Annotated in this window: 15 protein-coding genes and 1 pseudogene; 6 read left to right on the forward strand and 10 right to left on the reverse strand. The window is 36.1% G+C overall.

Annotation, left to right across the window (positions count from 1 at the left end; translation table 11 throughout):
• Positions 1-232 precede the first annotated feature (232 nt).
• Entirely contained in the window at positions 233-931 is a 699-nt protein-coding gene (locus tag ACZ07B_RS03950; protein WP_464876914.1) for a GNAT family N-acetyltransferase, read from the forward strand.
• A gap of 129 nt (positions 932-1,060) precedes the next feature.
• Positions 1,061-1,375: a GNAT family N-acetyltransferase gene (locus ACZ07B_RS03955; protein ID WP_464876915.1), complete on the forward strand. Its 315-nt coding sequence runs from the start codon at positions 1,061-1,063 to the stop codon at positions 1,373-1,375.
• A gap of 314 nt (positions 1,376-1,689) precedes the next feature.
• On the opposite strand, the gene ACZ07B_RS03960 is transcribed toward ACZ07B_RS03955, so the two are convergent.
• On the reverse strand, positions 1,690-2,859 hold the full coding sequence (locus ACZ07B_RS03960; RefSeq protein ID WP_464876916.1) for an MFS transporter: 1,170 nt from the start codon (positions 2,857-2,859) through the stop codon (positions 1,690-1,692).
• Between the two features lie 531 nt (positions 2,860-3,390).
• Between ACZ07B_RS03960 and rapE the strand changes: the two genes are divergently transcribed.
• Both rapE and ACZ07B_RS03970 read left to right on the forward strand, forming a co-directional pair.
• Positions 3,391-4,518 (forward strand): response regulator aspartate phosphatase RapE, encoded by a 1,128-nt coding sequence (gene rapE / locus ACZ07B_RS03965; RefSeq protein WP_464876917.1) that lies wholly within the window; start codon positions 3,391-3,393, stop codon positions 4,516-4,518.
• A complete protein-coding gene (locus ACZ07B_RS03970) occupies positions 4,508-4,642 on the forward strand; it encodes a phosphatase RapE inhibitor PhrE (protein ID WP_464876918.1) in 135 nt (44 codons plus the stop codon). The genes rapE and ACZ07B_RS03970 overlap by 11 nt, the downstream gene beginning before the upstream one ends.
• A 136-nt stretch (positions 4,643-4,778) precedes the next feature.
• Here the strand turns inward: ACZ07B_RS03970 and ACZ07B_RS03975 are convergent, their stop codons facing one another.
• The 5 genes from ACZ07B_RS03975 to ACZ07B_RS03995 all read right to left on the reverse strand — a co-directional run bounded on the left by ACZ07B_RS03975 (position 4,779) and on the right by ACZ07B_RS03995 (position 9,897).
• On the reverse strand, positions 4,779-5,435 hold the full coding sequence (locus ACZ07B_RS03975) for a potassium channel family protein (RefSeq protein ID WP_464876919.1): 657 nt from the start codon (positions 5,433-5,435) through the stop codon (positions 4,779-4,781).
• Between the two features lie 27 nt (positions 5,436-5,462).
• A complete protein-coding gene (locus tag ACZ07B_RS03980) occupies positions 5,463-6,800 on the reverse strand; it encodes a TrkH family potassium uptake protein (RefSeq protein ID WP_464876920.1) in 1,338 nt (445 codons plus the stop codon).
• 1,001 nt (positions 6,801-7,801) lie between these two features.
• Positions 7,802-7,927 (reverse strand): hypothetical protein, encoded by a 126-nt coding sequence (locus ACZ07B_RS03985; RefSeq protein ID WP_416720532.1) that lies wholly within the window; start codon positions 7,925-7,927, stop codon positions 7,802-7,804.
• Entirely contained in the window at positions 7,917-9,047 is a 1,131-nt protein-coding gene (locus ACZ07B_RS03990; protein ID WP_416720531.1) for a response regulator aspartate phosphatase, read from the reverse strand. Before ACZ07B_RS03990 ends, ACZ07B_RS03985 begins: the two co-directional genes overlap by 11 nt.
• Positions 9,048-9,363: 316 nt before the next feature.
• Entirely contained in the window at positions 9,364-9,897 is a 534-nt protein-coding gene (locus ACZ07B_RS03995; protein ID WP_268292832.1) for a hypothetical protein, read from the reverse strand.
• Between the two features lie 142 nt (positions 9,898-10,039).
• Here ACZ07B_RS03995 and ACZ07B_RS04000 point away from each other — a divergent pair, with 142 nt between their 5' ends.
• Together ACZ07B_RS04000 and ACZ07B_RS04005 are read left to right on the forward strand one after the other, a co-directional pair.
• A complete protein-coding gene (locus tag ACZ07B_RS04000) occupies positions 10,040-11,806 on the forward strand; it encodes a T7SS effector LXG polymorphic toxin (protein WP_464876921.1) in 1,767 nt (588 codons plus the stop codon).
• Between the two features lie 13 nt (positions 11,807-11,819).
• Positions 11,820-12,284, forward strand: a complete 465-nt coding sequence (locus tag ACZ07B_RS04005) for an SMI1/KNR4 family protein (protein ID WP_348711949.1) — start codon at positions 11,820-11,822, stop codon at positions 12,282-12,284.
• 661 nt (positions 12,285-12,945) lie between these two features.
• Here ACZ07B_RS04005 and ACZ07B_RS04010 read toward each other — a convergent pair.
• The 4 genes and pseudogenes from ACZ07B_RS04010 to xepA form a co-directional block, all read right to left on the reverse strand.
• Positions 12,946-13,668 (reverse strand): NPP1 family protein, encoded by a 723-nt coding sequence (locus tag ACZ07B_RS04010; RefSeq protein WP_268290672.1) that lies wholly within the window; start codon positions 13,666-13,668, stop codon positions 12,946-12,948.
• 192 nt (positions 13,669-13,860) lie between these two features.
• Entirely contained in the window at positions 13,861-14,676 is an 816-nt protein-coding gene (locus ACZ07B_RS04015; protein ID WP_268290673.1) for a peptidoglycan recognition protein family protein, read from the reverse strand.
• 44 nt (positions 14,677-14,720) lie between these two features.
• Entirely contained in the window at positions 14,721-15,143 is a 423-nt protein-coding gene (locus ACZ07B_RS04020) for a holin family protein (RefSeq protein ID WP_327847296.1), read from the reverse strand.
• Positions 15,144-15,188: 45 nt separating this feature from the next.
• A pseudogene (gene xepA, locus ACZ07B_RS04025) lies at positions 15,189-16,082 on the reverse strand (phage-like element PBSX protein XepA).
• Positions 16,083-16,095 lie beyond the last annotated feature (13 nt).

A 16,095-nucleotide genomic window follows, 5' to 3' on the forward strand; every position in this document is an offset into this window, starting at 1 on the left:
CATTTATAAAGAAAGTTGGGATAAAAAATGCATAAGATCCGCCAACAAAATTAATATGTACAGATAATAAGAGGGTTGATCTTACTCAGATACGATCGGATAAATTGTTTGGATTATTCTAAAACTAGGTACTTTATTGGGAGAATTCTTACGCTGATGGAATCCCCAAAAGTTAGAGAAAAAGCATAAGTTCATTACTTCGTGGGTTGATCTAAGAAAGGATATGTTAAGTATGCAAATTAACCAATTTGGACAAAAAATCGGTGAGCCAGTTGAGGGGTATCAACACCCACTAGTTCCCACAAGAAATACAATAGCAGGAAAATACTGTACGTTAGAAAAGGTATCAATGAAGCATTTTGATGACCTGTACAAAAATGTTTATGGGCCCGATAGTGACGATAAACAGTGGACCTATCTGCCAACCGAAAAATTTACAAGTGAAAAGGAATTCGAAATTTTCCTATCAAAATTAATAAAATCAGAAGACCCTTTTTACTATGCAATAGTTGACAATGACACTAACGAGGCACTAGGCTCTTTTTCACTAATGAGGATCAATATCGAAAATAGTTCAGTGGAAGTTGGACATGTAATATACTCTGAAAGACTAAAAAAAACTAGAATTGCTACTGAAGCACAGTTTCTACTGGCGCGTTACGTATTCGAAGAGCTGCACTATAGACGTTATGAATGGAAGTGTGATAGTTTAAACGCCCCTTCTAGAAAGGCAGCTCTAAGATTGGGATTTCAATATGAAGGAACTTTTAGGCAAGCACTTGTATACAAACAAAGAAATAGAGATACAGCTTGGTTTTCGATAATTGATAAAGAATGGCCCACTATAAAAAATCGGTTCGAAAAGTGGCTTTTGGAAAGCAATTTTGATGAATATGGAAATCAAATTTCAAAACTAGACAACCAGTTTTGAAACGAGAAATTACTTTATCCATTTTTATGATGTTTCAAAACAGATCCGCGGCTTTTTGCTCTCGAAGTTTTTTCATAGCCACCGGGCGTTGCAAGTGGGACTTCCCCTACAGATTTGACTCCACCAACCGTGGCAGAAATCGGTAGCACCTGGTATGGAGCTTCATTTCAACGTACTGGTGTTAATACAGAGTGCAAGCTTCTGATGCTTGCACATGCATTTGATTCGTGGAATACTATCAGAGTCACACTGAAAACTGACGCTCGTAACATACGTTCACGTTCTGCTATACAAAGGCTTGGTGCTACTTTTGAAGGCATTCGCAGGGCACATCTTCCTGCAAGTAATGGTAGCATTAGGGATACAGCTTATTTTTCAATCATTGCCGAGGAATGGCCTGCTGTCCGCACAAATCTCAAAAATCGGCTTGAAAAATATAACTGAGTAAAGCGAACGAGAATCAGAGTGTAATGAACATAAGCCGGAGCCTCTAGTTGAACAGGAATCCGGCTTTAATGAAAAGTGGCTTAGCGTGCGAAATCGCATTTTATAGGTGGGCCATCTTAAAGAAGTCATAAAAAAAGTCAGCCTCCTTTGACAGGAAATTTGACTTTTTTTAGTTTGAAGTTAAGCTTTGTGCAAAAAATCCATGTTTCCTAATGTCACTTTTGAAATTTTAGCATTTGGAAATAAAAACAATCCTATGACCCCTTTATACATGTATCTTGGCTGAACCCCAAATAGACTTTGTTCCGTGGTCATGTATCTGTCGAAAAAGCTGAATCTTTTTTGGCTTCTTGTACCTTTTGGGTACTAAGCACAAAACTTACGATTGCTGCAACGCTACAAACATATGGAAGTGAAGAATATCCCCAATTAGATATAACATAACCCCCAATCATTGAACCAATGGTAATACCAATATACAAAGCCGTATTATTCCATGCCATAACAATTCCTCGTTCTTTTGGATATTCCACTGCTAATCTTGCTTGGTATGATGTAAATCCTGCATACCCAACTAAAGCCCATATAAAAAGAAAGAAATAAATCCAATCACCAGATGAGAAAAATATCCCTAAACAAATGAGTATTAAAATTAAGAAAATTAGCGTAACCTTCGAAATTTTCTCTTCTCCAAATTTATCTGTTAATTGCCCACTTGTAAGGCTCCCTAAAACAGCACCGACACCATAAAAAGCAACAGCTAATGCGATTTCTGATGACGAGAATTTATTTTTGGAGTAAAGAGCTGCACCTAAATAAACATAAAGGGTATACATTGAAATCGCCCAAATGGTAGTAACACTTACAGAACCAAGCATTCTTAGCAGATTTCCTTGTAACAGATTTCTTTTTAAACTTTTTTCAGGAATAGATTCCCATGTTTTAAAATTCACTGCCGCCAATATGGCTCCTATGATTGCCATTACGGCAAATACTGAGCGCCATCCAAGAAAATGCTCTAATAACGTACCGATTGGCGCTCCTGCCCAAAGAGCTGTCAAGTGTCCTGAGACAACAATCGAAAGCCATATTCCTCTTCGGTTAGGTGGGGCAGTATCTCCAATAATTGCGTATATCAAAGGAGTGATTGAAGCAACGGATAAACCAGCTAAAATACGGCTAACAATCAACAATAAAAATGAAGGAGAAAATGCAGTTAGCATATTAGAAATAGCGAACAGCAACAAGCCAAATGTAATCAATGTTCTCCGTTCTTTTAAATCTGAAAGCCAACCGAAGAAAGGAGCCGAAAAAGCATATGTAACTGAAAAAACAGTTACCATCCATCCAGTGGTCGATGCACCAACTTTATATACTTCTGAAATAAACGGTAATAATGGAGAGACAACAAATAAATCAGTACCCATTAGAAACAAAGTTATCCAACCAACGCTTAAACTTATCCTCCCTTGCAATTTCATATAATCCCCCATATGAAAAAATATTTTTACATGTATATTCTCTAGGGGGCATAAAAGAACTTTATGTAAGTGGTACACCCATAAAATGAGACAAATAAAAAACACCGATAGTTTGAAACAACCAGTGTTTTCTCGGACAATTACTTCGGCCATTAGGTCCTAAGTAATTTTGAAGTCATTCATTACATCTTTTTACACAGTTTTATATTCATTTTATCCACAAAAATGAGTACAAGTTCAGCAATCATCCAAAATAGAAATACAAGGTCTGATCACCTTTCTCTTTATGCATAACTTGTTCTTCAGCATTTTAAAATCACTTTTGAAGCACTGTCTTCATCTACGAAGTGAGTTTTTAATGAGCTAATCCTCAAAACCACTTAATTCACCATCGAGAGATTTTCCATGAGAACTAAAAAGTTATTGCGGTCTCACCGAAAATTTAAATTGCGGTGCCCTATTGCCTTTTTCTGCGAACGAAAACTTGTTAATATTTACATTACTAGTAGAGTTAAGGGAAGGGTGAATATCTTGATATCAATCACATCAGCTGAAGTGGGAATGAAGATTAATGAATGGCATAGGCATATTCAAAAATTTAACGTAACTGATGCTGAAATGTTAAAAGCTGAAATCGAACGTGATATAGAGGTTATGGAAGAAGATCAAGACTTGCTTATTTATTATCAACTTATGGCCTTTCGCCATAAAATTATGTTGGAATACACGCTACCATCTGATGAAAACCGAATAGAACTTTCAGAATATTTAAAGAAAATTGAAGGCCATAAGAAAAAACTAGACAATATGCGGGCATATTATTATAACTTCTTCCGCGGAATGTATGAGTTTAGAAACGGTGAATACACAAAGGCCATTACATATTACAAAAAAGCTGAACGCAAAATTCCAACGATCTCCGACAAGATTGAAAAAGCTGAGTTTTATTTTAAGTTATCCGAAGTCTATTATCATATGAAAATGACACATATCTCGATGCATTACGCCGAGCTTTCATACAACATCTATAAGAAACACGAGCTTTATTCTGTCAGACGTATACAGTGTCATTTTGTTATTGCCGGTAACTACGATGACCTTGAAAATCATGAAAAAGCTCTCCCCCACCTTCAAGAAGCTTTAAAAGGTGCTGAGCTGCTTAAAAGTAAAAATACTCACATCTATGCCACCGCATTTTTTAATCTCGGTAACTGCTATCACAAAATGGACAACTTAAATAAGGCTGCACGTTACATCGAACAAGCCTTGGTTCAATACAGAAAAATAAACTCTGACGTACTTCCCCAAGCTTATCATGACCTAGCGTTGATTTATTTTAAACAAGGCAAAAAAGAACAAGCAATGGATTGCTTCCGCAAAGGAATCAGAAGTGCTGTAGATTTTAAAGACGAACTTTTTATGAACTTATTTGAAGCATTAGACGTTTTTTATATAAGAAATGGTGATACACCTAAACTCCTCAACATTTTTTCTCGTTTAGAGAACGGCAAAGGATACCCTTATCTGGAAGAGCTGGCATTGTTAGGAGGCAACCTTTTCGATTATAATGGAAAAATAGAGGATAGTATCATCTGTTTCAAGAAGATGGTATATGCTCAAAAGCAAATATCGAAAGGGGAATGCATGTATGAAATCTAAATTGTTTATCAGTTTATCCGCCGTTTTAATTGGACTTGCCTTTTTCGGATCTATGTCTGATGGCGAAATGAAGGAAGCATCCCGGAATGTAACTCTAGTACCTACTCATGAATTCCTTGTTTGATTCGATAAACAACATTAGTTCTAATTCCCTTTAGCCGTTGCATAACGGCTTTTTCTTAATTCTAAGAAAGATAAGCGAATCTTGTTCACCTACATACAACGGAAGCGATTAAAGTATCTCTAACAGATAACGAATGTTATTCTATACTAGAAAATTTGGCTAAATCATCTCTACTACCAATTACAACTAATAAATTTCCTTTGTGAATAATCTGATCTGGAGAAGGGGATATGATGACATCATCTTCTTTAACGATGGCTATTACGCTGACATTGTATTTGGCACGAACATCTAGTTCTCGCAGACTTTTTTCAGCCATTTTGGAAGGGATCATTATTTCCTCAATATTATATTCTTTTGACAGTTTAATGTAGTTTAGCAAATTGGGTGATAGAAGATGATTAGCAACTCGTTCCCCCATATCCCTTTCAGGGTAGATAATCATATCAGCTCCAGTTTTGTCTAAAAGCTGTCCATGCCGCTTTCCTATCGCTTTTGCGATGACCTTTTTTACACCCTGTTCCTTAAGAAGCATAACGGTTAATACACTCGCTTCCATATTATTCCCGATCGCTACAATCACACAATCAAAATTACGAATCCCGATGGAAGCAAGTGCTTTCTCTTCTGTTGAATCTGCCACGACTGCATGAGTAACAAATGATTCTGCATCTTCGACTCGATCCTCGTTCAAATCAATTCCTAAAACCTCATGACCTGCTTCGTGTAACCTTCGAGCTACACTTACTCCAAATCTACCTAATCCAATCACTGCAAATTGTCGTATGGCCATTTCTTTTATTCACTCCCTGCTTGTTAATTAACCAATCATTATATTTCCTTTTGGATGGTGGAAAGCTTCTTTTGTTCGTCTCTTCGTAATAGCGAAAGCAAGTGTTAAAGGACCTAATCTTCCTGCAAACATAGTGAATATTATGAATAGACGACCTATTGGAGATAACTCTGGAGTTAACCCCATAGAAAGACCAACAGTACCAAAAGCAGATGTAGCCTCGAATAAATACATAATAAAATCATGACCCTTTTCTGTAATACTAAGCAACATGGTAATAGTAATAACGATAATTAATCCACTTATAGCAACAGTGAGTGCTTTTAATATCGTTTCAATTATAATTCGACGTTTGAATAAGACTACATCCTCTTTCCCTCTATACTGCGCCCAGATTGTTGCTATTAAAACAGCGAAGGTAGTTATTTTAATTCCTCCAGCAGTTGATCCTGAGCCACCTCCAATAAACATAAGGAAAATCGTCAAGAATAAAGTTGGATGGGTTAAATCAGCTATTGACAGTGTATTAGAACCAGCTGTCCTTGGGGTAACCCCATGAAACAATGCCCCTAATCCTTTACCGGTGATAGATAAAGGTCCCAAAGTCTTACCATTACCAAATTCAAATATGAAAATTAAAAGAGCTGCGCCTACCGTTAGAATCAAACTTGACATCAATACGACCTTTGTGTGTACCGATAAGCGTCGAGTTTTCCGATATTCATAAAGATCGTTCATCACGATAAATCCTATCCCACCTAATATGATAAGGGAACATACAGTAAGAACAACAACGGGATCATCTACATAAGCAGTCAGACTCCGAAATTCGCCCATTAAATCAAAACCTGCATTATTGAAATTTGATATAGCATGGAAAAAACCAAAATAAATGGCATTTCCTATAGACATGTCGAAAGAAAAGCGAATCGATAAGATAATCCCACCTACAATTTCAATTATTGCAGTGAACATCAATACTCTTTTAACTAACATTACAAGCCCTGAAAGGGAAATGTTATTGAAAGCCTCCTTTATAAGCAGCCTTTCCTTTAAAGAGATTTTTTTTCTCAAAAGAAGAAATAAAAAAGTTGCAAATGTCATAAATCCTAATCCACCAACTTGAATGAGCGATAATATCACCAACTCACCAAACATTGAAAATGTATCTCCTGTGTCTACAACGACAAGTCCAGTCACGCATGTAGCAGACGTAGAAGTAAATAAAGCATTTAAAAATGAAAGTCCTTCACCATCTTCTGTCGCTATAGGAAGCGTTAATAAAAAAGCTCCCAAAAGAATGAGCATCATAAAGCCTAGTACAAGGGTTTTTGGAGGATCAAGATAGGATATTATTTTTTTCATCGTTTTCTCCTTACTGACCTAATATAAAAAGCATTTGTTCTCTTTTTTTTACTCTCTCCAAAGTTAGATCCAAATATTTAGCTAGAGAAGCGAGATAAAAAAGAAAGACTATTGCTTATACTCATGAAGTATAAGCTTATTAATGAATTTTTTAAAGCTTCTTCTGCAGTTTCTGCAGTTTAAAAAGCAACACATTTACAGTGGAGGGTTCTAAACGACTAACACAGAGGATTTTTTGTTTTAAAAAATGTATTCTTACTTAAATTACCTTTCATCTTAAAAATCAAAAAAACACCAAACAAAATAGCGATAAAGCTATTAGTTCAGTGTCCGCAGGCTTTCCGTATTGGATTTATTAATATAAATTCTATCTACAATCTTTCCCTCCATTCTACATAGATTTTTTAGCAATTAGAGATAAAATAATTATGCCCATAAATAGTAAGCCTAAAATCACTTCACCTATCCCATCAATAATCAACTCCAGTTGGTAGCTGAATGTTCAATTCACACATTTTTATTCAGTTCTATATCCATGTCTTTTAAAGTAAAATTATTTCAAACCAACTCATTAGATCCTATATAAAAAATACAAATAGTAATTCAATCCAGTTAAAATCACCTTTTTGTTAATATCTCCAATTGATAAAAAGGCTATTCAGTTAAATAATTCACGATTAAGACTAAAGTTTAAACCATATTTATTCTTTCTCAAAGGTATCTTCTAACGAACAAAAAAAGGAGTAGACACTTAGTCTACTCCTCTAACTTAGTTTCTTCATAGTATGATATCTTCCTTACGAACACCAGTCTGTGATTTCTCCCTTTAATCTAGTTCTTTAAAACCAAAAAGTTATTGCGGTCTCACCGAAAATTTAAATTGCGGTGCCCTTTTGTCTTTTTTTCTCCTTAAAATAAACATTTCTTTTAACTCAATGTCAATGTTGAACCAAGCCAATACATAAATAAAAAACCCTCAATTGAGAGGGTTTAATCAGTTTTCATGTTTGATTCCGGTCAGAAAGTTGATGATATGCTGCACCTTGCTCTACATTAAAAGTAGTAACGAGACCTAAACTTAATGTAACTGCGGCAATAATAATGATTACGCCTTTTTTAAAATTCATACAGGCATTCTCCCCTCTGAATTTGTTTTTGCGTTTCTAGCATTTTTTGATGATAAACATATGATGTTTCAAATTCCTTTGATTTTGCAAAAACTTCAGCCGTATCAATTGCGATATCTTCCACATACGCATAATTCTTATTTCTTTCTAAGTATTCAATCGTTTTTTTGATTCCCGCTTGATCTACTGCATTAATATAAAGTGCTTCCAAGTACTTTTGCAGGGACACAAAAAGTTTATCACCTTGGGATATCGCAGCGGATAAACCCTTTTTACTCATTTTTATTGCTTCACTTGTTTTCCCCTGCTTAAAAAGAAATTTAGCGTATGTAAACAGGGAATGTGGTAAATTGCTCAACTTAGCACTTTCTGATACCTTGGCAGCCTCATTTAAGAAATGATCTGCTTTATCATTTATTCCTAAATCTGCGTAATTCTTTCCGAGATTGTAGTAAGCCGAGCTAAGTAGCCTTTCATTGCGATCTAATTGTTCGGACAACTCTAAGGCTTTTTCAAGGTGCGGCAAGCTTTTCTCGAAATGTTTAAAATCAACGTAATTTCCAGATATCACGAAATGACATTGTATTTTTCGTACTTTATAAAGTTCATATTGATTATAAATGTCCATCGCCTGTTTAACATGGTGCATCGAGATATGATTTTGCTTCATAATATAGTAAGCTTCAGCCAACTTAAAATGGAATTCCGCCTTCTCAATATCATCATTTACATGAGTAAGATGTTTTTCTGCTTCTCGATAAAAACCAATTGCTTTGACATATTCCCTCTTATCAAACTCATACATTCCACGAAAAAACAGAGAATAGTAAGACAGCAGGCCAGTAATCCCCTTATTAGATGCCTCTATTTTTTCAAGAAGTTCGTCAATAGTTGGTCTAATACGTGTTGTTACGGGTTCTAAATAATCTAACATGAGCTGATGACGGAATTTCATTAAGGAGAAGTAAATGAGTAAATACTCATCTTCCTCCATCTGATTGATCTCTTGTTCCACCTCAGCCTTTAAAATCTCTGCATCCGGAACACTGAATTGACGTATCATTTTATACCATTCATTAATTTTCACGCCAACTTCTGACGATGATAAAACAGGATTCACAGGACCCCTCCTCCCACGTCTTTTTATGTAATATTCTAACATTTCTAAAAAGTGTTTGAACCGCAAAAAAACCGCAAACTTTTTATTCGGCTCTTTCATAATAAAAAAGCAGGCATTATGCCTGCTTTTTTGTAAGGACTCTATCAATTAAAAACATAAATAAACTGAATAACAAGGACATAACTAACATGTCGAGTATAGTAATCCCCGAATCTCTTTTTATTCCAAAAAACAAAATAGCTTGTAAAATCAAAGAGACTAGGAAAAACAATATGTACTTCATACTTTTCATGTTAGAACATCCCCTTTAGCGTTTTTATTTACCGATACAACGTACACTAAACCAAGCTAAACTTGCAGCTAAACCAACAACTCCGCCTTTAATGGCATTTTTACCTACAATTTTAATGATCTGAATTGCAGCTTCTTTCCAGAGTTTCTTTTCAAGTAATTTTTGCAAACCACCTGAAATAAATCCGATTCCAGTGAAGTCAATGATCTTATCTTTCAAGCACCCCATATATGATGCTGTCGAGAAATCTCCCGCAGGATTTGGAACACCTACTAGGTCAGATTCACTGAGTTCTTCACCATTAACCATTTTAACAAAGGCAACGATAGACGCAACGTTCTCAGGTCCGAATTTTTCGGAGACTAATTGCTCATTTACAACATATTTACCGTTTTCGAGAGTAGAGGCTTCATCAAAAATAAACTGCATGTCCTGTGCTAGTTGGTCTTCTTCTGAAAGATTTTGCGCATTAGCGAATGGCGTAAACACCGCTACAGATAAAGCTAAAGCACACAACAAGGCAACAACAGACTTCCAATTTCTTTTTAAGGCAATCAACTTTGAAACTCCTCCTTTGGAAATGATTAATATTACCTAATATTGTTATATCAATTATTTATATGCTTATCAACCATAATTTACATATTTCTCTATTCCATGGTACTATTTTGATATCAAAACAGTTTAGAAGGGATAAGTCATGAAAGTCTTTGAAGCTAAAACACTTATGTCTGAAGCTACAGACCGCGCCAAAGAATATAAAGAACTAAGGACGCAAATGGTCAACTTGAGAAAAGCTTTACAAAGCGTCGCTGAACTGGACGACAGCGAATTCTCAGGTAAAGGCGCTAATAACATTAAAGCATTCTATCACGATCATGTTGGTGTCACTGATCAATGGATCGACTACATTGACATGAAAATTGCATTCTTTAACAGCATTGCCGGAGCTGTCGAGGACAAAGGCCTCTCTGATGCTTATATTGAAGAGTCTTTTTTAGAACATGAACTGGCTAACGCCCATAAAAAATCAAAGTCCATCATGTCTGAACAGAAAAAAGCCATGAAAGATATCCTAAACGACATTGACGACATCCTCCCGCTCGACTTGTTTTCAACAGAAACCTTCAAGGATGAGCTTGCGGATGCCAATGACAAACGCAAAAAAACAATTGAAAAACTAGGTGATCTTGACGAAGATTTACTGACAGAATATGCTATGTCAGAACCAAATGAACAATTCATCAAGTCAGATTTCCAAAATCTCCAAGAAGCAACTGGCAAAGGCAAAAACGCTACGCCTCTTCACTACAACGCCAAGGCGTACCGTGAGAGTGATATACATAAGAAAAAAGGCGATATTGAGAAACATACAGAAGCTTATTTGACGATTAAGAAGAAGGAAGAAAAAGAACGAGAAATCGAAAAGCTGAAAGAAAGACTGAAAAATTACGACTATGCTGATGCAGATGAGTTTTATTCAATAGCCAAAACCATTGGTTATGATAACCTAACAGAGGATCAGCAAAGATATTTCACACAGATTGAAAACACACGTGAGTTGATGGCTGGAGCCAAAGGTACTATTACAGCTCTTTATGATATGACAGCTGAAACATTAGACTATATGGCACACAATCATCCTGTCGACATGCTTATTAATTCTGCAGTTGCAGTTTATCACTATGATTCCACATTTAATTCAATTAAAGATGCAATTTTAACCTCCTATGTAAGAGACGTAAAGAACGGTGACACAGAATCAAAGGCTCATTGGTTTACATATGCAGCAGTAAACATCTTTGGCTTAAAAGGTGCTGGTTCAGTTGCTAAAATAGGAGTAAAAACAGCCGGAAAAGCTGCAGTCAAAAAAGTATCAAAGAAACTTGATGCAACTCCTGATCCACTAACAGCAATTAAACCGTTTGTCATGCGAGAAGATATTGTTGTAGCAGGTGGCATGCCTTATAATGTCATCAATGATGTGAGCACAAAAGACAGGCTGCTTCAGCTTGCTAAAAAACTAGATGATAGCAGAAAACCGTTTACAGGTAAGGAAATAAATCTTCCTTGGTTAAATAAAGAAAAGTATAGTGCTGTTGAAATAGACGGCAAAGTAAAGGTTAAAGGTGAAGTTAGAGATGTAAGCCGGAGAGTCTATACCTTAAAGGACATTGATATTAATCAAAAAACTCCAAAAGGAAAAACCAATCTTGAATTAATGAAAGATGGTAAATCTCCTTATGCTAAAGACGGAACACAGATTAACTTACATCACCTCATACAAGAAGAAAGTGGAACATTGCTTGAGATACCTAACAGTTTACATACAAAGTATAGTGACGTGATACATGGCCTAAAAGGTAATGGTGAAAGCTTTAGGAATGATGTTTACCTGGAGAAACAATACAATAACTTTAAGACAAGGTATTGGAAGTGGAGAGCAAAACAATATGAAAAAGAATAAGGAGTTATAAACCATGGATTTTTATTTGAAAGTAAAAGATTTCTTAGCTGATAATGCAAAGGAAAGAGATTTTACAGGTGGAGTCGGAGAAGATAAAATTTTAAAAATAGAACAAGATCTTCAAGTTACTCTTCCAGATAGCTACAAATGGTTTCTTAGAAACTATGGTTCTGGCGGAATTTATGGAATCGATTTATTAGGCTATGATTTTGGCGGTGCTTCAGTTGTAGAAACAACCAGGGAATATCGTGAATATAGGGAATTGCCAAGTGGATTGGTAGTTATAGAGCATGTTGATTTTTTTGGTTATTGCTTAGATACCAATAAAATGAACAGTGAAGGAGAATGTCCAGTTGTTATTTGGAGTGAATTTGGTGGCTATAAAGAGCTTGATTCGGCGCATTTTATAAAGTTCTTTTATGCAAGACTTCTTGAGATGAAAGAAAACTGGGAAGAGGATGAAGACTGGGACGATTAAGCAAAAAATTGAATTTAAAGCCCCTTGCAAATGAGGGGCTTTTTTTCATTGAAACGAATATATTTCCATACTTTGAAAACAATATTAAAAAAAGAGTGTGGTCGTGTATGATTTTCAATTTATTTTGTTTATTATTACCTTGGGGTTTTTTTCTTATTCACTTAAAAAATAGACCCTTTTTGACTTTGGAACACTTGTTGATTATCGGTTCATTTTCAGCATTGATCGCTTCACTAATCAACGAAGTTGGATACAGTTTAAAATTCTGGTCAATAAAACCTTTTGAATACCGCGTATTATCAATGCTCCCTTATGATTTAGGAATATATACAATTCTAGGCGTATATCTTGTCTATTTCATAAAGATTTTCCGCTCTCCGTCTTTTTTGATTGTTTCCATAGCATTAATTACTACATTGTTTGAATTGGTTTTATATAAATTTGAATGGATCATTTATTCAAATGGATGGAATATATTTTTCACTTTTTTAAGTTATTTACTGGCCTATTCCTTGGTGTTTTTCTTTGCAAAGCTAACAAGATTCTTATAATAGCCCATCCATTTTCGCTTTCGTTTTTGGTCCGTAACTGCCTCTATTTTCAGTAGAAAAAAGAGCCCTTCTTTAAGTAAGGACTCTTCTCAATTTAGAATTATTAATTTTTATTTAAACCAAGCTTTCTTTAAATTGTTGGTGAAATTACTATCATTAAAAGGAACATTTGCTTTACCGAAATCTGCTGTATTTAATGCATTCCTTGCGGCAGGAGTTAAATCATCCCAATCGATTAACGGTTGAGTACCACCTACAACACGATCGCTCATCATCAATTCGTGGTTGAGTGGCCACGTGCTGTCATAGGCAATCAAAGGATGAGTGCCATCTTTCATGTTGGTTCCGCTTGGTGCTACATTTGTGAATTTTCCATGTCCAGAATATGCAATTGATAAAACCTTTGGATTTTGATTTGCTGGATTATCAACCCATACAACGATTCCTTCCCAGTCATGTCTGTGACCTAAGCTTGGTGAGGCTTCATCTTTAGGAAAATACCAAGAATACATAATTGCCCAAACCCCATTGTGCCATGCAGAACGTGAATATACTTGTCCAGTATTTTTGCTGCAATGTCCTTCAGGTGCTCCAGTAGGCTCTAAACCGCCACTTGTATTACCTTGCGCATCTACTGCAGGAAAAGGCACACAGCCGCTATAAACCTTTAAATATGGTTGAAAACGTTTCGCTGCTTTTTGAGTAACAGTGGTAGGAACCACCTCTCTAAAACCCACAACTTTATCATGATCGATTACAGCTGCATTTGCTGTTGAAACCATGCTAACAGAAGTGATTACAGATAAAAAGAGAGCCAAGAAAATTTTGTTCATAATTTCAACTCCTTTTAAGAATATTGACAACAATTAAATACCACAGAGTTGGAATAAATATCAATATCTTTTTTAGAGTTGACTGAATTTTCATACCATATCACTATTTTATTTTTCTTATGTCTTTGAATTCAGTAAATAATGAACTCTTCAAAAATAAATAAAATGTCCTCCCTTTAAAAAAGAGGGTTGTTATTTCAATAATGATTCAAGTTTAGCTTTCGTATCCGGTCCATAAATACCGTCTTGGGTAAGACCATACATCGACTGGAAGCGTTTGACCGCGTTCGCCGTTTTTGGTCCATAAATACCGTCTATACCGTTATTCTTTGCTCCTTTATCCGGGTAGAAATAAAGAGCCGCCAGCGCTTTTTGAATCTGCTTTACGTCATCACCTCTACGCATAGGGCTTGTCACTTTATAGATGCCAGATGGTAGCGCATATGACGTTTTTTTGCTACTTGAGTTTGTTTTCTTTTTAGTTGCACTTGTTTTGCTTGAGCTTGTTTTTCCACCTAGCGCCTTTAATTCTTTTTCAATGGCAGCCTTAACTTGATTCCATCTTCCCTCTGACAAAATACGGTGTGGGCAATACTTGCCGTTCCAGTCTTGATGCTTACGGACACGATCAACACCCCATCCGCGTTCTTTCAGTAGCTGCGCCACAAACTTAATAGCAAGCTTTTCCGCTGCTTTATATCGTGCTCCTCCTGACTTGCTATAACAAATTTCGACACCAATCGACTTACGATTCCCCGTACCATTAGTTCCATCTCCTGTGTGCCATGCATTTCGATTAGTTGGAATTCCTTGAATAACTTGTTTATCGTCTACTGCAAAGTGAAAACTTGTTGAGCTTGAATTATTCTTCATATATGAAATTTCATTGGCTGCTGAAGCATCATTCGCAGTGTTGTGAATAGTGATGTATTCAGCTTTCATTGGATTAGGACATTTCAATCCATACTTTGATTTGGAGACTAGATTCTTTACAACTTTAATGGCCATATATCCTCTCTCCTTCTGTCTGTGTAATAAAAAAAGCCACCGGCTCAGCCAACAGCTTTGTCTGCGTTATTCTTACTCTGTTCTTTTTCGTTCTCAATTGTTTGTAATCGATCTGTTATCGTTGAAGGGATTTTAACACCGATCTGTGCTAGGTTTTCAGTTATTGACAAGCCTTCATTAGCGATATAAAAAAGAACGGTACCAAAAGTTAGGACACCGTTTAAATTGAGGACTGTATCAATAACGTTTGCTAAAATGACTGCAAAGAAATTGAGCAGCTTACGGACATAACCAAACCATGCGCTCCGGCTTCGCAGTTTTTTGAATTTCCATGCCTTGATTACTCCTGTTAAAACGTCAATTATGCTAAGTACTAGAAGTAAATCAAGGTACTTCACCCCTCCAAATAAATATACTCTTGCTAAATCTAATGTTTCAAAATTGATAAACAAACTTGTCTCCCCCATTTCTAATCACCTCCTCCGAGGCAAATAAAAAAGGACAGCCGGATCTTATGAGACGGCCGTCCCTCTAACTGAAAAGTTTCCATTTGTTAAAGATGTAAGCTCCATAACAATTTCTTTAAAACCAGTAATGTCAAAAGACCAAGCTTCAGATTTTCCTTTTGTGCTAATGGCAAATGTTCCGTCATCCACTTTCTGCCCTCTAAGGGCTCTTTTTGTTCCCGATAAGGATTTACCCCAGAACTTCAATTCACTTGTCTCAGCCGTCCCATAAACCTCAATGAGTAACGTTTTGAATGATCCAACGGTGAATGGGTTACCCTCACCTATAATTTCTGTTTTATCGTGAAAGACAATATCCATTGTTTTTGCTTGAGTGTCTAATGAGCTAAGGTTCAAGCCTTCAGTTTGAACTTTTAAACGACCATCATTAGTTAACCCGCTTTTATCTAACTGGACTGAGAACGGAGCAACTGCTGTAATAGGAACAGTGTGGTTAATGTTTATATCCTCTTCACCTGCCCCCAATGACTGGTATAGTAAAAATTCAGATTGCTATAGATTACCATTTGCGTATCTGAAACGGAAATAGCGTTTAGTTAAATGAATCCATTCAGTCTCGCCAAGCGTATTTGCTTTAACAACCAACGAAGAGATTGTGGTCCATGAATTCATATCGTTACTTTCTTCAATGAATAAGGTACCTTCACTATCAGAATAAGCATGACCTTTTACTTTTGAAATTAAAATCTGACCTAATCGATCTTGACCATATTGCGTGTACACTTCGGTCGCTTTTAAAACTGCATTCGTCAGCAGCTCTGCATTACCGGAAATTGAAGCTACCGGCACAACAAAATCTCTGTTTCCTTCTCTGTAAGGCTTGGCTGCCCCCGGCTTACCGGTTGCATCTGTTGGAAATTGAAAACTATATGATGGCATTAAAAATCCTCCT

The sequence above is a fragment of the Bacillus sp. 9.4 genome (assembly GCF_055486415.1).